The organism is Candidatus Poriferisodalis sp. (genome assembly GCF_965215815.1).
GTDB lineage: Bacteria > Actinomycetota > Acidimicrobiia > Acidimicrobiales > Poriferisodalaceae > Poriferisodalis.
In genome coordinates, this window is record NZ_CBDCEO010000012.1 from 86,974 (window position 1) to 105,823 (window position 18,850).

Here is an 18,850-nt window from a genome sequence, read left to right on the forward strand (position 1 = left end):
CGTGAGACTTCAAGGCACCTGTGAGCGGAGCATCTAGCGTTTCGGCCGGAGTTTGGGCGGCAAGCCCGTGTGAGGACGGAGCAACGCCATGGGGCAGTCTCGAAAGTTCATGCGTCCGTGCCGAACTGCGAGTTCGCTGGCGCTGCTCATCTCGGCGCTCCTGCTGGCGGTCGCCTGCACTGGCAGCGACGACGACTCCGCTGCCGAACTCGTGCAGCAGCTCATCGACGACGATGAGATCGACTTCCTGCTCGGCCCGTACTCCAGCGGCCTGACCGGCCCAGCGAGCGCTGTGGCCGAAGCCAACGGCATCGAGGTGCTCGCCGTGGAGGCATATCCCGAGGGCGTCGTCGACGTGTCGGATCTCGTGGAAAGGCTCGGTGAACTCAACCCTGACGTCTTCATCGGGGGCGGTCACTACAGCGACGCAGTGCTGTTCCTGCAATCAGTGCAGGAACTCGGAGTCCGCCCCGACGCAATGCTCATCACCGTCGGGCCCTCCAACCCACAACTGGTCGACGACCTCGGCGCCAGCGTCAATGGCGTGCTCGGACCGACCCAGTGGGAACCCGCCATGGCCTACAACGGCTCGTACTTCGGCAGCGCTGCGGACTATGCGGACTACTACGAGAGCCTCTGGGGGGAGCGGCCCGTCTACCAGGCGGCCAGCTCGACTGCGGCCGCACTTGCGTTGCATCTCGCCATCGAGACAGCGGGCAGCCTCGATACCGATGACGTACGCGAGGCCCTTCGGGAACTGGACGTCGAAACGTTCTACGGGCCGATCCGCTTCGACGACCGTGGCGTCAACGTCGCAAAACCGATGGGCACCGTCCAAGTGCAGGACGGTCAGATCGTCGTCGTAGCGCCGACTGGCGCCGCCACGGGGGAGCTCGTCTACCCGGCGCGCTAGAGGACCGACACGGTGCTCGCCACCAGCTAGCGGCCCATGGTGAAGAACTCGTCGTTGGGCCGCATCGAGGTCAGGTGTGCCATGCGGTTCGACAGTGCGAACAGCCCCGTGATGGCGCCGATGTCCCAAATGTCGTCGTCGCTGAAGCCATGTGCCCGCAGCTCTTCGTGATCGGCGGTCGACGCCGACGCCGGCTCACGGCACATCTTCAGCGCGAAGTCGATCATCGCCCGCTGCCTGTCGGTGAGATCGGCCTTGGCCGGGTCCACGGCGAGCTGATCGGCCAGGAACGGGTCCTTGGCACGGATTCGCAGGATCGCGCCGTGCGCCACCACGCAGTACATGCAGTCGTTGGCGCCGCTCGTGGCCACCACGATCATCTCCCGCTCTGCCTTGCTGAGCCCGCTGGGACCCTCCATCAGCGCATCGTGGTACGCCATGAACGCCCGCATCTCTTCGGGACGGTGTGCCAAGGCAAGGAATACGTTGGGCACGAAGCCGGTCTTGGACTGGATCAGCTCAATGCGCTCGCGCAGGTCGTCGGGAATGTCGGCGATGTCGGGCACGGGGAATGTCGAGATGGCTGGCTCGGTCATGCTCGCAGCCTAAACACGGAGGGCTGCGGTACACCGAAGCTGTATCGGATTGCGCTGCGGCAGGCCGCACAGCAGCTTGCGTCGGCGGCATCTCCTACATTCGGGGAGCCGACGAGAGAACTGCCAACCGATGCACTTGCCACGACCGACCGCCGCACGCCTCGAACCGATCCCGAAGGTGGCTGCACGCGCCCGTGAGGTCATGGAGACCTCGTTCGCAAACGCCGTCAATGTCATTGCGACCATTGCGCACAGCCGCCCGATCTCCAAGGCGTTCGGCGAATTCGCCCAAACCATCCTGTTCAAGGGCGACCTGTCCCGGCGTGATGTGGAGATTGCCGTGCTGCGGATGGGCTGGAACTGCCAGTCCGTCTACGAGTTCGGCCAGCACACGTTGATCGCCCGAGCCGAAGTCATGACCGAGGAGGAGATCTATCTCGTCACCCGGCCGATTGCTGAGGGCAACTGGACGCCAGCCGAAGCGGCTGTCCTGCAAGTGGTGGATGACCTGTACTCCGACGACTGTGTCTCTGACGCCACCTGGGCCGAGGCGGCCTCGCACTTCAGCGAAGCCGAAATGGTGCACCTCGTCGCCGCAGCTGGCTGCTACCGGATGGTGAGCGGGTTGCTCAACAGCACCGGCGTGCAGCGCGACGAAGGCGTCCCCGACTGGCCCACCGCCCCGACGCCCTCCTAAGGCGGGAGTGCGATAAGCAAGCCCCCATGCGAGCCATGAGACGTCTCTCGGCTGTTGCTGCCGCGCTGCTTGCACTGAGCGTCGGCGCCGCAGCTCTCGCGCCAGTCGCAGCGGCCGCCGTCGACGCCGATCTCGCAGAAGTCAGCCTCACCCGCTACGGGGGAACCGACCGGTACGCCACATCGCTGCTGGTCGCCGAGGCCGTTGCCACCGATGCGGGCGGCAGTCTCGACGCGGTTGTGCTGGTGTCAGGGCTGAGCTGGCACGAGGCAGTCGTTGCAGCGTCGGTCGCCGGTCATCTCGGCGCGCCCGTGCTCATGACGCCGCCCACCGAAGTTCGAGCTGATGCGCTGGAGTTCCTGCAGCGCATCGGGGCCTCGGATGTGCTTCTCGTGAGTGCCGGGGAGGACGCCCAGTCGCGCTCAATCTCACCGTCCGTCGCATCGGCGCTCGAATCGGCTGGACTCGAAGTCGAGTGGGTCGGCGGTGCAGACCAGTACGAAACGGGGGTCGCTGTGGCGCGTCGCACTGGTAGCCCCGGCACGCTCGGCGACTTCGGAACGACAGCGATCGTGGCGAGCGGAGAAGTCTTCGCCGATGCGCTCGTAGCGGGGCCGCTGGCTGCTCACGGCAAGCACCCGGTGCTGTTGAGCCCGCATGCACGTCTCGATGAAGGCGTTGAGGCGTACTTGGAAGAGTCGGGCATCCGCCATGTCGTGCTGATGGGCGGGACTGCTGCGCTGTCACCGGCCGTGGAGAACTCCATCAGTGGACTGGGTATCGCCGTCAGCCGCATGGCAGGAGCCACTCGATACGACACAGCCACCATGACGGCGAGTTTCATGCGTGACCACTCCGCCAGCACCTGCTTCAGCGGTGCTGAGGTTGGCGTAGCCCGCGCGCGGGTGCCGTTCGACTCGTTCAGTGCGGCGCCGCTGCTGGCCCGACGTTGCGCGCCGCTGGTGCTGAGCGATCCAGGAGCCATTCCGTCCGAGACAGCAACGTTTCTGGACACGGCTCGTCAAGCTGACGGTGTCACCGAACTGCGCCTGACGGTATTCGGCGGTGATGCAGCCGTCTCCCAAGCGGCGATCGAGTCGTACCTCGCTGGCGAGACGACCGGAGAGACCGACGAGACCGAGACGACCGACGAACCAAACCGAGAGCCGACCGTGTTGCCAGCCGGCACGTGCGGTGGCTCCAGCAGCGGCCAAGACGTGCGGATCGCCGGGCCCACATCGAGCACCGGTGCGCCGAGTTGGTCACCGGACTGCACATACATCGCGTTCCAAGAACAGGGCGCGCTGTGGGCGGCGCGCCCTGACGGCAGTGGGAAGCGCCGAGTGCTCGCAGCGCCAGGCGGAGGCGCCTTCATCGATGAACCGGCATGGTCTCCCGACGGGAAAAAGATTGCGTACTCGCGCCCGAACTTCTTCACCGAACCATGGACCTCGTACATCTTCGTGGTGAATGTCAATGGGAGCGGCAATACCCAGTTGACCAATGGCGAGGTGTTCGACGAATCGCCGTCGTGGTCGCCTGACGGGAGCCGGATCGTCTTCAGTCGAGAGACCGGACGTGAGGTCTTGGAGTCAGGCGGGATTCTCAGCGGATCACGGTCGATCGTGACCATGGATGCGGGCACGGGCCGGAACCAGACAGCCCTCGCGAGCGGCCGCTTCTACTCGCCCCGGTGGTCGCCTGAGGGAACGCGCATCGCCTACGTGAAGTCCGACCAACTCGGCGTCGTGGACATCGACGGAACCAACGCCCGCATCCTGACGGGCGGTGCGCACAACGCAGGCTTGGCATGGTCGCCGGATGGCACCCAGATTGCGTATGTGAGCGGCGATAACCGTGAGTCCGACATTCGCATCATTGAGGTCGACGGGATTCGCTCATTCCAGCTGACGAACGTGCCAGGACCCGAAGTGGAGCCGGCCTGGTCACCAGACGGCGAGCGCATTGCGTATGGAACGTTCAACCACGAGGGAAATCGACTCGTTGACATGGAGATCCGCGTCACCGGTGTGAGCGGCGCGCCGGTCGGCGTCTCTCAGACATGCATGCCTCCGGGCCCGACGTCGCTCACGACTGCAGGTTTCCCGCTGCCTGCGTGGGCGCCACCGGCAGTCGGATCGTTGCGCATTGCCGTTCTCTTCGCCGACTTCCCCGATTTCCAGGCGAACCACAGCACCGAGGAGGAGGCCGAAGGGGGTTTGCCGTTCATGACGCGCTATCTCGAAGTGGTCAGCTACGGCCAGCTTGACATCACGACAACGGTGCGACATGGCTGGCTGCGATTGGCCCATCCACGTGGCGACTACATCACCGAAGTGCCCCCGAATGAGCACGGCGAAGCGCGTGACGTCGAGACGCGAGACCTCTTCGGCGAGATCGTCGCCGCGGCAGATCCGGGATTTGACTTCGCCGGATCCGACGTCGTCCTCATCGTGTTCCCGAGCAGCCACTTCGGCGGCGGTCTGGCGGGCAGCAGCCATACGGCCGACGGCACCGAGATGCAGCTGGCAGTGGCCAACGTCTTTCGAACGGGCCTCGAGTCGGGGCCGCGCCCTTGGGGATCGACCGGGACTCATGAGATCGGTCACACGCTCGGCCTGACCGATCTCTACCCCTACGACAACGAGCATCAACGCTCGGACATTGCGAGCGACAGGGTCTGGGTGCGCACCGTCTTCGGCCGCATGAACCTCGTTTCGTACTTCGAAGCCTCGGCAACTGATCCCCGGCTCGAAGAAGCACATCGAAATGCCGACGGCACGACATCTCGGTTGTATGGATCGCCGCTGATCTTTGAAGAGATGTTGGCGTGGAGCCGATGGCAGCTGGGCTGGCTCGACGACGAGGAGGTGCTCTGCGTCACTGAGCCGTCCGCCACAGTCGAGCTTGACCCCGTCGCTGCTCCCCGCGGCGGCACGGTCATGGCCGTCGTTCCCTTGACGTCCAATCAGGTGCTGGTGGTGGAGAGCCGTCGCCGGCTCGGGTTCGACGCCGTCCAGCCCTACACGGACCCTGCCGGCACGCGCATCACCCCAGCGGGCCTTCCCGCCGAAGGCGTGCTCGTCTACACCGTCGACGCCTCATTGGGAGCAGGCGACTTGCCGATCAAGGTCGCGGGGGACAGCGGCAATGGCACCGTCGACGAGTTCCCGCTGCTGGAAAACGGCGACTCCGTCACTGTTCGCGGGTACACCGTGTCCGTCACCGCGGATACGGGACGCATACACACGGTCAGCATCCGCAGAGCGAGCTGAACGGGTGGGCGCGACGTGAGGGCGAGCCGCTGACTCACTGATTGCGCCCTATCGGCCTATCCGGCGAACCCGTCAGTGCAGGCGCCGGAGTGCTCCGGCGGAAGAGTGGTACGCCCCCTCTGGGACTTGAACACAGAACCTGCGGACTATTCGACGGCAATCGTGGCGAGCGGCGAGGTGTTCGCTGGTGCGCTCATTGCGGGCCAGGAGTGAATCTGGGTTGATCTGGCGGCCCAGCTCCGCAAACATCAACGTGAAGTATCTGTCCGGCGGCGACGTCTTCGATGACGTATTCGCCGCACCCTGGCATGAGGATGGACAGTCGTCCGATGACCTCGGCATCGCCAAGGCCGAGATGGACTCGTGGGTCCTCGCTTGAGAGCCAGCTACTGCCCGCAACAGCACTTCGCTCCAATACGAGACCGTTGGCCAATTCTGCACGAACACGCATCCCCGGCACAGGAGTGCCGGCATCGACGATGAGCCAGTTGCCGCTGTCCCTGAGGTTGGACAGCAGCACCAGCGGCTGACCGATGGCGCTGATCGCCGCGTCGAGGTCTCCGTCGTTGTCGTAGTCCGCGAGTGCGACAGCCCGACCGTTCATGGACCGGACGGCGTCCAGACCGACGCGGGCGGTTGCGTCGATGAAGCGGGGCTCGGAGGTATTGCCAATATTCTCGAGGTAGGTCAGAGCTTCTCCGGCCGCGGCGAGATCCTGGATCGGGATATCGCCGCTGGCCAGCAGGAGGTCGCGATCGCCGTCGAGATCGATGTCGCCGAACGAGACGCCCCAGCCGGTCAATTCGAGGCCGACATCGCTAACAGTCGGAAGGCCGCGCTCTCGGAACGCACGCAGGCCCGCGCTCGTGAGTGCGGCGTGCCCTTGTCCTTTGAGGTTGGTGACGACGATGTCAGGTCGTTCGTCTGCGGTCACGTCCCGAGCTGCGATTCCCATGCCGCTCCCGCGATCGTTCGCTCCACTGGCTGCGCTGATGTCGCGAAACAGCCGATCCTGTCGCCCGTCGGGAGATTCGTTGAGGTAAAGACGGTTCGGTTGCGTGTCGTTGGCGGCGAGTAGATCGAGGTCGCCGTCGCCGTCGATGTCGATGAGCGAAACGCCCAGGCCATAATCCGGGCCGGAGGCCTCGAACCCGGCATCGACGGCCTCGAAAATGACTCGACCTAGCTCCGATGGACCTCTGTTCATGAGAACGAGCCCCGCGACCGGTTCGACAGTGTTGGGAAACCCGGTCGAAGCGTTCGGCCGGGCCCGGTTGAGATCGGCGTAGCCGGCCACGACCAAGTCGACGAAGCCGTTGCCGTCGATGTCACCCGCGGCGACTCCGGTATGCCACCCGTAGGCATCGACTCCCGCCAGCGATGCGCCTTCGACGAAGCCGGTCCCAGCCTGGTTCCAAAGCAGGAGATTGCTGCGTGCTGTTGTCACGTAGAGGTCGGTCCAGCCATCTCGGTCGAAGTCCGCGGCGACGCATCCGTTAGCTCGAGCTTCGTGACCAGCGTCCCACTCCTCGGTACGTTCCTCGAAACGGCCGCCGAGATTGGCGAAGATTCGTGTAGTGGGAAGTCCGCCTGCCGCGCTCCACAGGCCCCACTCACCATCGGACCAGGTGTCGGTGACGAACAGGTCTAGCCATCCGTCGCCGTCGACATCGAGCCAGCAGAGACCGCCTCCCATCATGGCAACAGGGTCCATGGTGACGTCCCATCGAAACGCCGAGTGGGTCACGGAGAGCCCGACGTCCGAGGCGACATCGACGAGCAACGCGCCGCGGATCACATCAGCCGGCGCGTCGTGTTGCGCATTTCGACTTGCCGTCGCGGCAGCGTTTGATGTGCCGACGGCGACGGCCATGATCAAGGGCACAGTGAAACAAGCAGCCAGCGCTCCAGGCAATATCGTTTTGGGGCGTGCCCAGGATGCGCCGGCACGGCTCCTCATCCGCAGCGATACCAAGGCGACGACGCAGAGTGCCGTGGCCGCGAGGTTGATAGATCCGTGCCACCAAACGCGGTAGGTGCTCAGACGGGTTCCGTCCAGCGCGCCGAAGGTCGTTGAGAGGCCGACGGCGTGACCGGTTGTGAGAATCGTGATCGTCAGAGCGATGTGTTCGATGACATGCAAACTCTGAACGGCCACGGCCGCCCGCGCCCAGCGTCGTGCCCGCCCCTGGGTGCTCGGCTTCGTGTGTTGCCACAGCAGGATCACGCCAATGAGAAAGACAAGGTTGCCGATCAAGTGCAGGTATTCCATGCCGTGGGCCATCGCCAAACTTGACTCGGCGTTGCGGTCGAGGCGAACGCCGCCAAGCCAACGCGAGATATCCGTCGCCCAATTCGACATCCACGGTGGCCGGCCCGGGTAGCGAATCCACATGGCCATCTGGGCGATGTGCTCGCTCACATGTATGGATTGCACAAGGAGCGCCGTCGAAATCAGCGCCAGCAGGACGTTGCCTCCGAGCGGGAGTCGTCCGCGTTCCACGGAGTGCTCGCTAAGTCAGGCCCGGCCCGAGGATTGTCGAGCTCGTCTGGTCACCGTATCGATAGTGACTGCGAGGAGCAGGATGCAGCCCGTGACGATGAACTTGCGATCCGAGGGCCAACCGAGGAGGCCCATCCCGCTCTCGACCGCAGCGATCACCAGCGCGCCCTGAATGGCACTGGTGACCCTGCCGCGACCACCGAACAGGCTGGTGCCGCCGATCACCGCGGCCGCAATGGCGTTCAGCAGCAGGTTCGGTCCAACCGCGTTGTCGGCTGACCGCAGCCGCGACGCAAGCACCAAGCCACCGAACGCGGCCATGAACGACGAGATCATGAAGCATGAGATCTTGATTCGGTTGACGTTGATGCCGGCGCGACGCGCAGCTTCGGCGTTCCCACCCACCGCGTAGATGTGGCGTCCGAAGCGGGTCCGTTCGGTGATTCCGAGCAGCGTGACGGCCGAGACGCCCAGGATCACGCCGATGAGGGGGAATCCACGGTTGTTGTTGGTCACAACTACCGCACCACACGCGGTAACGGCAACGACGCCTACCTTGCCGATGAAGGACGCAATCGATTGTGCCGCCAGCCCCTGGGTCAGGATCGCCCGATCAGACAGGTACTTCGATGTCGCGTAGCCGGCGACAGCCACTATTGCGAGAACCCATCCGACCCCATCGCTGAGGAAGGTGTTCGCAATGTCGATGACGTTTTGGTCCTGGATCCGGATCAATCCCTGCGAACCGGCCATTGCGAGGATCGCGCCCGTGCCAATGAACAGCGTCGCGAGGGTCACGATCAGCGATGGGACACCCAGCTTCGCGACGAACCAGCCATGAGTCGCCCCCACAAGCAGCGCTACAGCGGCGGCGACCGCGCACGCGACGAGCCAGTTGACCTCGTTGCCATCGGGAATGAGCAGTCGAGCGATGATGATGCCGCCGACGCCCGACATGACCCCAACTGAGAGATCGATCTCACCGATCAGCAGGACAAAGACGATTCCGAGCGAGATCATTGCGATGGGCGCCATCTGCACGATCAGGTTGGTCAGGTTCTGTGACGACAGGAACTTGTCGTTTTGCACTTGGAAGATGACGGCGACCACAGCGAGGCCAAGGACAACTGGAAGAGATCCGATTTCCCCAACCCGGACGTTGTTGAGCCATTGTTGCCAACCGTCTGACAGGCTCAGCCGGTGCCCGACGGGGGCGCCGTTCGCCGGCTCGGACGGGGACGCCTCTGTTGCGGCGCTCATGATGGGGCCACCTTCGCCTTGGGATCAGCGGCTTCTCGGCCAGGCACCCTGCTGATCTGTCCGGCCGTGATCGCTTCGACAATCTCCTGTTGGGTGGTCTCGTGGCGCTCATAGACGCCGACACTCTGGCCGAGCCGCAAGACCAAGAAGCGGTCGGCGATCTCGAAGAGATCATGGAGATTGTGGGAGATGACGATCACACCGAGTCCTCGATCAGCGAGTCGCTTAACGAGATCGAGCACCTGGCGAGTCTGGGCAACACCCAATGCTGCCGTCGGTTCATCAAGGATGACCGCTCTGGAGTTCCACATCACCGCTTTTGCGACCGCGACCGACTGGCGCTGGCCGCCCGATAGCCGGGCAACTGACTGGTTCACCGACTGGAGCGATGTGACGGCCAAGCTCCGCAACGTTTCCGCAGCCTGTCGTTGCATGGAGGCCTCGGCCATCAACTTGGCCTTGTTGCGCTCTTCGCGTCCAAGAAACATGTTGTTCGTCACGGTGAGGTTGTCGCACAACGCGAGGTCCTGGTAGACGACCTCAACACCGAGCGCTGATGTGTCCTTGGGTCCGTGGATCGTGACCGGCTTGCCCTCAAAGCGGAACTCGCCCGCATCGATGCGATGGTTCCCGGCGATCGACTTGATCAGCGTGGACTTCCCAGCTCCATTGTCACCCACAAGGGCCAAGACCTCGCCGGTGTACAGCGTCAGGTCGACCTCTAACAGAGCCAGCACCGATCCGAATCGCTTCGTGATTCCAATCGCTTCGAGCAGCGGCGTGGCGTTCTGCACCTTGAGTTTCCCTCTCAGAGCGAGTGGGATCCAGACACGGCTTTGGAAGGGTACTCCGTGCCCGGATCACGCTCGTGCTTAGTTCGCTTCGGAGCAGAAAGCGGTTTCGTCGATATTGCCGACGCAGATTTCGTCGACGCTGCGGAAGCCGTCGGCGATGACGGTTTCGTTGATGTTGGTGATGTCGGTCGCGACCGGGGTCAACAGCACTGAGGGAATGTCGTTGGTGCCGTTGTTGACTGTGGTGGTGACGTCGGCGGGCTCGTTGCCTTGCCACAGGGTGATCGCGAGATCAGCTGCTGCGAAGGCTTCGGCCTTGACCGCCTTGTACACGCTCATCAACTGGTCACCGACCAGGATGTTCTGGATGCCACCAACAGTTGCGTCCTGTCCAGTCACCGGGATGCCGTTGATGCCCTGGGCTTGAAGCGCCGCGATTACGCCACCGGCCATGCCGTCGTTGGCCACGATGGCGGCATCGATGTCGTTGCCGGCAGCGGTGAGGATCTGCTCGGCGATGGTTTGGGCCTGAACGTTGTCCCAGTCGGGCACTGCCTGACGGGCAACCAGATTCCACGACCCGTTATCGAAGTGGGGCTGCGCGATGCTCATGTAGCCCTCGGCGAACAATGTGGCGTTGTTGTCGGTTGGGCCACCGTCGAGAATCATGAGGTTGGGGACACCAGCGAAGCCGGCCAAGGCGGCTTCCATCGCCGCACCCATGGTTGCGCCTACAGCGACGTTGTCGAAGCTGACGTAGTAGTCAGCGCCTGGACCCTCGATCGTAAGCCGGTCGTAGTCGATCACGTTGACACCCTGGGAGCGGGCATTGTCGATGATCGCCGCGCCCGAACCAGAGTCCAGATTGACCATCAACAGCACCGTCGCGCCATCAGTGATGGCCTGCTCAGCCTGGGTTTGCATCGTCGACGCGTCGCCCTCGGCATTGAGGATCAGATACTGATCCGATGACAGACCAGCCTCAGCGAACGCCTCCTCGAAGAACCGACGATCGTCGTTCTCCCAACGAGCCGACGTCGCCGAGTCCGGCAACAACACCGCAATCTTCCCCTCGCCGGTCGAAGCACTGCCCGAAAGGGCTGAAGCGCTGCTGATTCCGGCGGCGGCACACACCCCCGCGAGGTCGCCGACGCAGATTTCGTCGACGCTGCGGAAGCCGTCGGCGATGACGGTTTCGTTGATGTTGGTGATGTCGGTCGCGACCGGGGTCAACAGCACTGAGGGAATGTCGTTGGTGCCGTTGTTGACTGTGGTGGTGACGTCGGCGGGCTCGTTGCCTTGCCACAGGGTGATCGCGAGATCAGCTGCTGCGAAGGCTTCGGCCTTGACCGCCTTGTACACGCTCATCAACTGGTCACCGACCAGGATGTTCTGGATGCCACCAACAGTTGCGTCCTGTCCAGTCACCGGGATGCCGTTGATGCCCTGGGCTTGAAGCGCCGCGATTACGCCACCGGCCATGCCGTCGTTGGCCACGATGGCGGCATCGATGTCGTTGCCGGCAGCGGTGAGGATCTGCTCGGCGATGGTTTGGGCCTGAACGTTGTCCCAGTCGGGCACTGCCTGACGGGCAACCAGATTCCACGACCCGTTATCGAAGTGGGGCTGCGCGATGCTCATGTAGCCCTCGGCGAACAATGTGGCGTTGTTGTCGGTTGGGCCACCGTCGAGAATCATGAGGTTGGGGACACCAGCGAAGCCGGCCAAGGCGGCTTCCATCGCCGCACCCATGGTTGCGCCTACAGCGACGTTGTCGAAGCTGACGTAGTAGTCAGCGCCTGGACCCTCGATCGTAAGCCGGTCGTAGTCGATCACGTTGACACCCTGGGAGCGGGCATTGTCGATGATCGCCGCGCCCGAACCAGAGTCCAGATTGACCATCAACAGCACCGTCGCGCCATCAGTGATGGCCTGCTCAGCCTGGGTTTGCATCGTCGACGCGTCGCCCTCGGCATTGAGGATCAGATACTGATCCGATGACAGACCAGCCTCAGCGAACGCCTCCTCGAAGAACCGACGATCGTCGTTCTCCCAACGAGCCGACGTCGCCGAGTCCGGCAACAACACCGCAATCTTCCCCTCGCCTTCAGCAGATGGCTGATCGTCGTCCGACTGAGAGGTTGAGCCGTCACCCTCGGCAGTTGTTCGATCGTCTTCCGACTGAGTGGTTGAGTCGTCGTCACCGCACGCAGCGGCGACGAGGACGAAGGCAAGCAAAATGGCTATCAGGCGCATCGCACGTCTCATAAGTCCCCCCCATGAATCGGCCGGGGACGACATGGTCCGCGGCGCTAGGTTGCCGAAAGTAGGCGCATGGGCGAAAACAAGGCCACAATTCTTCGGCCTGATCGCGGAATAACTTCTAAACGCTGGGCTCGGAGCCGTCTGGAGCAACGAGTCGGTACCCGGCTCGGGGCTCGGTGAAGATCAACGGCGGGTAACCCGCGCGTTCGAGCTTGGCCCGAAGTCGGCCCACGTAGACCCGTACGTATTCACGCGATTCCTCGTACCCCGGACCCCAGACCTCCCGCAGAAGCAATCCATACGACATGAGCTTGCCCTCGTTGAGAGCGAGAACTTGCAGCAGCGAGTACTCCGTCGGCGTCAGCCGGACACGCTCTCCGTCCCGGTAGACGGCCTGCGCGTCCAGATCGATGTGAACGTGACCGAGCTTGATCTCAACCACGTCGGCAGGCGGATCTGCGGGCCGGCATCGGCGCAGCGTGGCAACCAGCCTGGCAAGCAGTTCATCGACGCCGAAGGGCTTGGTGAGGTAGTCATCGGCCCCCAAGTTGAGAGCACGAACCTTTTCATGCTCGCGCGTGCGAGCCGACACCACGATGATGCCGACCGGACTCATCTGCCGGATTCTGCGGCATATCTCGAACCCATCGCCGCCGGGGAGCATGAGGTCCAGCAACACGACGGCCGGATCGTGGCACACAAACTGAGCCAAAGCGGTGACGGCGCTGGTGGCAACGTCGACGTCGTATCCCCTGACCAACAAGTTGGACCGAATCAGGTCAACGATATTGGGATCATCCTCCACCACCAGGACCCTGGTCGGCTTCATGGCTCTTCACCTCGCTCAACCGGAAGTGTGACCGCGATTCGTGAACCATCCGAGACCGAAGCGTCGATTCGACCACCGTGGATTTCGACAAGACCGCGGACGACACGCAGTCCAAGCCCCCGATGTCGCGACCGCTCGATCACGCGACCGTTCAGATAGTCGAGAGCGTCGCTCGGCAGTCCCCTCCCGTTGTCGGATACAAGTACCGTGACATTTTCACTCTTGGGCTCTGATGGTGGCGTGAGGTTCACGGATACCTCAGTGCCTTCGTCATTGTGACGAAACGCGTTCGCGATCAGGTTGACGAACACTTGCTGCAGCCGGTCGCGGTCGCCCCAGATGGTGAAGGCATCGGGGACTTGAAGCCGCACGTCGTCGCGCGGCGCCGCCAGTGCGGCCGCGTTCTCGAGGACAGCGACCAGATCACAGTAGTTGCAGTCCAGGCGAAGGATTCCTGACTCCATTGCGGACTCGTCGAACAGCTGGTTGACCAGCCGTGCCATTCGACGGGCCTCTCGTTCGATGAGGGTGACGAATCGCTGTTTCTCGCGGTCGGGCCAGTCGACGTCGGGTTGCAGGATCGCCGACGCGAACCCCCTGATGGCGGTGAGGGGCGTTCGAAGCTCGTGGCCGAGGCGGGAGACGAGCTCACGTTCGCGTGTTCGGCTTCGCCGCAGCGCTGCGGATTCTTGCTCCGCCTCAATCTTCGCGTCGCGTTCGAGCGCAAGCGCAAAGGACTCGGCGGCGCTGTCAATCACAGTGCTTGGTTCAACTGGTGGTGGCTGATGCCATTGACACACCAGCGCGCCGCTTCCTCGTGACCACTCGAATCGCGAGCAGTAACTCTGACGCGACGCCTCACCAGCCTCCTCCATGCTCTTCAAAGAGAGCTCCATCATCTGGCCTGGGTCGATGCCAGTGGATGTGGAATGAACGCTCCAGTCTTCGCCGTCGACACGCACAAGAAGCGCCGACTGTTGGCATGCAGTCGCGTCGCAGACTGCGTCGAGCGCAGCTCCCATCCCTTGGTGGAGAAGCTCCGGACCCGCCAATTTCGCGAGAACACCGCTGAGCCCTTCAAGGGCTCGATTCTGCTCCTCGAGCGACCCAACCAGACGACCTCGCTCGATCACAGCGCCCGCCATTGACGAGAAAAGCTCGAGCAACCGGATCTGATCCGGCTGCAGGTAGGCGATCGTGTCCGTGAAGCCCGCGACTACTGCTAGCGCCCCGTCGGCCCCCACGATCGGAGCAGCCCACGCGCCAATGAAGCCCGCCTCGGTCGCGGCCTCCGCCAGGGGATCGCCATGCCGAGAGCGCAGGTCGGGGACAATCACGAGTGACGGAGTCCTGGCCGCCTCCGCCACGAAGACCGACGGGTCGCCGAGCGCCACCGACTCGAGCTGATCTGTTAGATGCTCAGGGAGATTGAGTGACGCGGACCGACGCAGCAGCGAGCCCGTTGGGAGGTCCTCGACCAGGCTGATGACCAGGCGGTCCACCGCCAGAGCCCCCGACAAAGACGACACCGTGAGTGGAATCACCGACGCCTCGTCTGCCTTGGAGAGCTGTTCGGCCAAGCTGTGCAGTCTCCGCAGCTGTTTGCCCGCCGTTGAATCAGCGTCGGCGCCCGTTATCAAGGCCACGACATCGTCGGGGTGCGTCTCGGCACGATAGATATCGGCTGTGATCCGCCCATGGCGAAGAACAGCGATCCGGTCGGCGACATCAAAGACCTCATCGAGCTGATGCGAAATCAGCACGATTGCGACGCCACTGGCCTGAAGCGTGCGAACGACATCGAGAACCGTGCGCCTCTCGGCAATGCCCAGGGCCGCGGTCGGCTCGTCGAGAATGAGGACCCGAGGCTTGTCGAGGGTCGAGCGAGCAATCGCGACCAGTTGCCGTTGGCCACCCGAAAGAAGATCGATCGACCTGTCTAGCTTCGGGACAACAACCTTCAAGTCACGAAAGGTGGCTTCCGCCCGGGAATGCATCGCCGCCTGCCGGAGACCGCCGTGGCCCCCCAACTCGCGACCTAGAAAGAGGTTCGCAGTTACATCCAGGTTCTCGCAGAGCGCGAGATCCTGCCAGACGACCGAAATACCACTCGCTATCGCATCGCGAGGGCTCCCACCGAGTTCGACGCCGTCGACGGCGATCATTCCAGCGTCAGCGGCAACCGCCCGGGCTATACAGCGAACGAGAGTCGATTTACCAGCTCCGTTCTCGCCGACGACTGCGACGATCTCACCTGCGCTTGCCGTGAGCGAGACATCCGAGAGCGCCTTGATCGACCCGTAGCGCTTCGACACCCCTTTGACCGTCAGCATGCGATCGATCGTACCGCTGGCTCAGCATCGGATCTAGTGAGATGTCCACATCGCCAACGGGCCCACGCGACCAGTCAGTGCCGGGCGGTAGCGGCACCGATACCACCAGCTTCGGCATCCCGCCGTGCGAGCCACCGATCGACCCCTCGCACAACTGCAGGACGCAAACGCCTCGGTCGTTCCCCACTGTGGTGTTCGAATTTCATTCGCGAATCGCCCGGCAAAACTTGGACCTCGTTGTCGAGCTGACGCCTCACATTGGTCCAGTGTCGACGGTCCTGTGTGCTGCACCATCGAGCACCGAGATCCCCGCCGCCGGAACACAGAGGGAACGCGTCAGGCTCCCGCTTGTACCTCGTTGAGCAGGCCGGTTTCGACGTCGTAGATGAAGCCGCGGATCACCGTGTCGTTCTCGATGAAGGGCGAGGCTCGCAGCGCTGCGATGGCGATGTGCACGTCTTCGACGGGGTCGGCGAATGCACCGATCGGCCAATGTGGTCGGACCCCGGTTCGCTCACCGAGCATTTCCTCGAAGGACGTCTCGTCGAGACCGCACATGCCGCACTCGGAGTGATGGATGACCAGGATCTCGCGGGTGCAGAGCAACTGCTGAGAGATGCACAGCGAGCGGATCACGTCGTCGGTGACGACGCCTCCCGCGTTTCGCACGATGTGCGCTTCGCCGACGCTCAGGCCCAGCGCAGCCAAGGGATCGATGCGAGCATCCATGCAGGTGACGATCGCCACGTGCCGGCTGGGTTCGCGTGCCATCCCAGGCGTCTTGACGATGTCGGCGACGCGCCGATTGCGTTCGACCAAGTCGTCGGCCGTCGAGTGGAAGTCCGACACCCTCGGCTCGTCGTCTGCTTCTCGCTGATTCATCCGATGTCCTCGTCATTGCTATCGACGCGTGGAATATCAAACGTGCAGCGCTGTGCTGACCAACTCAGCAGCCGAAGTGATTCGGCAGACCAGTAGTACGCCCCCTGGGACTTGAACCCAGAACCTGCGGATTAAGAGTCCGTTGCTCTGCCAAATTGAGCTAGAGGCGCGAGATGCCCCGCAAGGCTAACGACACCCTCCGAGCGAGGGTGCGGCGGATCGAGGGGAATCGAACCCCCGGCCTCCAGTGCCACAAACTGGCGCTCTAACCAACTGAGCTACGACCCGCACGAGGTGGTCAAGGATGCCACGGGCGGCACTGCCTCGCTACCGGATTTCGTGGCGACTCTGCGGTGAGCTCTTACAGGCGCGAGCCCGACGGCGTACCGTAGGAGCGTGAGCGCACAGACCGTCGTGGCTCGGAAGCCGCCAGTCGAGTACATCCCTCGGATCACGGCCCAGTACATCGGACTGGGATACGGCGAGTACCGCTGGCTTCATAGCGAGACACCGCCGCCGTGGGCACCGCTGACCAAGCCGATCTCGGAATGCCGCGTGGGCCTCATCGCGACGGGTGGCGTCTATTCCGTCGGCCAGACGGCGTTCCACTTTCGCGACGACACGACGTACCGGGCAATTCCCACTGACATCGACCCCGCTCAGCTGCGCGCCACGCACTTCGCCTACGACTTGACCGATGCCCGCTCGGACATCAATTGCGTGTTCCCGATCGATGGCTTGCGTGCCTTGCGAGACAGCGGCGAGATCGGCGAGCTGGGTCCCAACGCCTACACCCTCATGGGCGGCATCTACAGCACCCGCAAGGTCCGCACCGAGCTCATCCCTGAACTGACGAAGCGCTGCGTGGCCGACGAACTGGACGCGGTGCTGCTTGTTCCGGTCTGACCGGTCTGCCATCAGACCGTGGGTCTGATCGCACGGGCCATCGAGGCCGAGGGGATCCCGACGCTGTCAGTGACGAGCGCACGTGACATCACCAGGGCGGCCTGGCCGCCTCGCGCCGCCTACCTGGACTACCCGCTCGGTCACACGTCTGGCCGGCCCAACGAGCCGGAGCTCAACCTGGCGATCCTTCGGGACGCGTTCGCTGCTGTTGAGAACCTGCGTGTGCCGGGGTCGATGGCGCATCTGCGCTACCGCTGGTCGGAGTCAGACCGCTGGAAGGACAAGGTGTTCGCGCCCTCCGCCGAGGCTGCTGATGTGCCCGAGTCCGCTGTGCCGACGGGCGGTGAGTCCGCATCTGGGACCTACGACGACGATCGGGTCCAGCGTCATCCGACGCCGCAGTATCAGACCGAGCAGGACGCAGAAGCCGCCCGCGCCAGCCACGACGGCGAAGATTGCCTCGTCTGCGCGGGCATCGACTACTGACCCGCCTGTGAGCGAACAGCCCGAGCGCCGCGCCTCCGTGGGCGCCAAGTCGCCCGGATCCGGCGGCGACTACGACCCTGAATCCATTCCCGTTCGCGATGCGGCAACCGTGATGATCCTGTCCGGCGACGACGATCCACATGTGCTCATGCTGAAGCGCAACGCCCGGTCGATCTTCGTGGGCGACATGTGGGTGTATCCCGGGGGCGCGGTCGATCCCGACGATGCCACCCAGCGCGCCGATGAGACGGTGGCAGGCCTCACTGACACCGACGCCTCATACAGCATCGGCATTGAACGCGGCGGCATTGCCTTCTGGGTTGCAGCACTTCGGGAGACCTTCGAGGAGGCTGGCATCCTGCTCGCCCATCACGACCACCCGGCGGGCGTCGAAGACCCCAGGGACCTGCCCTCGGGCATCATCGACCTCTCACCTCCCGATGTCGCGGGGCGGTTCTCGCAGTACCGCGACGAGGTCAATGCCGGCGAGCGCGACTTCATCGAGACCGTGCGCAACGAAGACCTGCTGCTCGATGGCAACAACGTCCATTTCATCGGGCGCTGGGTGACACCGATGGGCTCGCCGCGCCGTTACGACACACGGTTCTTCTTGACCGCGATGCCGGACGGTCAGACGCCCCTGCCCGACCACGACGAAGCCGTTGAGCACCAGTGGGTGCGACCGGCTGACGCGATCAGGCGCAACGAAACCGGCGACATGGTGATGATGACGCCCACCATCGGCATGCTGCACCGTTTCACGCGCTTCGGCACCGTCGCTGAAGCGGTGGCGGCAGCCGGAAGAGGCACCCCTGCCGACGACGAGCAGGTGCGGATTCGCTACGACAACGAAGGTCCGCACCGGATCGCCTTCCCCGACGACCCCGACTACGAGGCTGCCGACGGCCGCACCGAGACCGGCATCCTGCGCTGGCCCTCGCGCTAGCCCTCATCGGGCACCACCGACGCGGTTGCTGGGGCAGCCGGGTGAACCTTGGAGCCGCGCGAGTTCGGTGGCAGGATGGCGCTGGCCCCCGTGGCGCAACTGGATAGCGCAGCGGGCTTCTATCCCGCCGGTTGCAGGTTCGAGTCCTGCCGGGGGCGCGTCACC

General features: G+C 63.8%; 14 protein-coding genes, 3 tRNA genes and 1 pseudogene. 7 read left to right on the forward strand and 11 right to left on the reverse strand.

Features of this window, described 5'->3' with window-relative positions:
• Positions 1-88: 88 nt before the first annotated feature.
• Positions 89-913, forward strand: a complete 825-nt coding sequence (locus ACOOHB_RS02405) for an ABC transporter substrate-binding protein (RefSeq protein WP_420443230.1) — start codon at positions 89-91, stop codon at positions 911-913.
• Between the two features lie 26 nt (positions 914-939).
• Here the strand turns inward: ACOOHB_RS02405 and ACOOHB_RS02410 are convergent, their stop codons facing one another.
• Positions 940-1,509 (reverse strand): peroxidase-related enzyme, encoded by a 570-nt coding sequence (locus tag ACOOHB_RS02410; protein WP_419922740.1) that lies wholly within the window; start codon positions 1,507-1,509, stop codon positions 940-942.
• Positions 1,510-1,639: 130 nt separating this feature from the next.
• Here ACOOHB_RS02410 and ACOOHB_RS02415 point away from each other — a divergent pair, with 130 nt between their 5' ends.
• Together ACOOHB_RS02415 and ACOOHB_RS02420 are read left to right on the forward strand one after the other, a co-directional pair.
• Positions 1,640-2,206, forward strand: coding sequence for a carboxymuconolactone decarboxylase family protein (locus ACOOHB_RS02415; protein WP_420443231.1), 567 nt, complete (start codon positions 1,640-1,642; stop codon positions 2,204-2,206).
• Positions 2,207-2,241: 35 nt separating this feature from the next.
• A complete protein-coding gene (locus ACOOHB_RS02420; RefSeq protein ID WP_420443232.1) occupies positions 2,242-5,481 on the forward strand; it encodes a cell wall-binding repeat-containing protein in 3,240 nt (1,079 codons plus the stop codon).
• 193 nt (positions 5,482-5,674) lie between these two features.
• On the opposite strand, the gene ACOOHB_RS02425 is transcribed toward ACOOHB_RS02420, so the two are convergent.
• From ACOOHB_RS02425 to ACOOHB_RS02470, 10 genes and pseudogenes are all read right to left on the reverse strand, one after another.
• On the reverse strand, positions 5,675-7,984 hold the full coding sequence (locus ACOOHB_RS02425) for a CRTAC1 family protein (RefSeq protein ID WP_420443233.1): 2,310 nt from the start codon (positions 7,982-7,984) through the stop codon (positions 5,675-5,677).
• A 15-nt stretch (positions 7,985-7,999) separates the two neighbouring features.
• Positions 8,000-9,244: a sugar ABC transporter permease gene (locus tag ACOOHB_RS02430; RefSeq protein ID WP_420443234.1), complete on the reverse strand. Its 1,245-nt coding sequence runs from the start codon at positions 9,242-9,244 to the stop codon at positions 8,000-8,002.
• Complete coding sequence (locus ACOOHB_RS02435; RefSeq protein WP_420443235.1) at positions 9,241-10,038, reverse strand: ATP-binding cassette domain-containing protein; 798 nt, start codon at positions 10,036-10,038, stop codon at positions 9,241-9,243. Before ACOOHB_RS02435 ends, ACOOHB_RS02430 begins: the two co-directional genes overlap by 4 nt.
• A gap of 78 nt (positions 10,039-10,116) precedes the next feature.
• Complete coding sequence (locus tag ACOOHB_RS02440) at positions 10,117-11,172, reverse strand: sugar ABC transporter substrate-binding protein (RefSeq protein ID WP_420444640.1); 1,056 nt, start codon at positions 11,170-11,172, stop codon at positions 10,117-10,119.
• Positions 11,149-12,306: pseudogene (locus ACOOHB_RS02445) on the reverse strand (substrate-binding domain-containing protein); the annotation flags it as partial. The gene ACOOHB_RS02440 and the pseudogene ACOOHB_RS02445, both read right to left, overlap by 24 nt.
• Positions 12,307-12,421: 115 nt before the next feature.
• Positions 12,422-13,132, reverse strand: coding sequence for a response regulator transcription factor (locus tag ACOOHB_RS02450; protein WP_420443236.1), 711 nt, complete (start codon positions 13,130-13,132; stop codon positions 12,422-12,424).
• Entirely contained in the window at positions 13,129-15,465 is a 2,337-nt protein-coding gene (locus ACOOHB_RS02455; protein ID WP_420443237.1) for an ATP-binding cassette domain-containing protein, read from the reverse strand. Before ACOOHB_RS02455 ends, ACOOHB_RS02450 begins: the two co-directional genes overlap by 4 nt.
• Positions 15,466-15,801: 336 nt before the next feature.
• The gene (locus ACOOHB_RS02460; RefSeq protein ID WP_420443238.1) at positions 15,802-16,347 is read right to left on the reverse strand and encodes a beta-class carbonic anhydrase; all 546 of its coding nucleotides are present in this window, start codon (positions 16,345-16,347) and stop codon (positions 15,802-15,804) included.
• A gap of 96 nt (positions 16,348-16,443) precedes the next feature.
• Positions 16,444-16,517 (reverse strand) — tRNA-Lys (locus ACOOHB_RS02465).
• 43 nt (positions 16,518-16,560) lie between these two features.
• Positions 16,561-16,636: transfer RNA gene (locus ACOOHB_RS02470), tRNA-His, on the reverse strand.
• Positions 16,637-16,743: 107 nt separating this feature from the next.
• On the opposite strand from ACOOHB_RS02470, the gene ACOOHB_RS02475 reads away from it, so the two are divergent.
• The 4 genes from ACOOHB_RS02475 to ACOOHB_RS02490 all read left to right on the forward strand — a co-directional run bounded on the left by ACOOHB_RS02475 (position 16,744) and on the right by ACOOHB_RS02490 (position 18,843).
• A complete protein-coding gene (locus ACOOHB_RS02475; protein WP_420443239.1) occupies positions 16,744-17,253 on the forward strand; it encodes a glycine/sarcosine/betaine reductase selenoprotein B family protein in 510 nt (169 codons plus the stop codon).
• Between the two features lie 18 nt (positions 17,254-17,271).
• Entirely contained in the window at positions 17,272-17,739 is a 468-nt protein-coding gene (locus ACOOHB_RS02480) for a hypothetical protein (protein ID WP_420443240.1), read from the forward strand.
• Positions 17,740-17,746: 7 nt separating this feature from the next.
• A complete protein-coding gene (locus tag ACOOHB_RS02485; protein ID WP_420443241.1) occupies positions 17,747-18,685 on the forward strand; it encodes an NUDIX hydrolase in 939 nt (312 codons plus the stop codon).
• A gap of 84 nt (positions 18,686-18,769) precedes the next feature.
• Positions 18,770-18,843: transfer RNA gene (locus ACOOHB_RS02490), tRNA-Arg, on the forward strand.
• Positions 18,844-18,850: the final 7 nt, after the last annotated feature.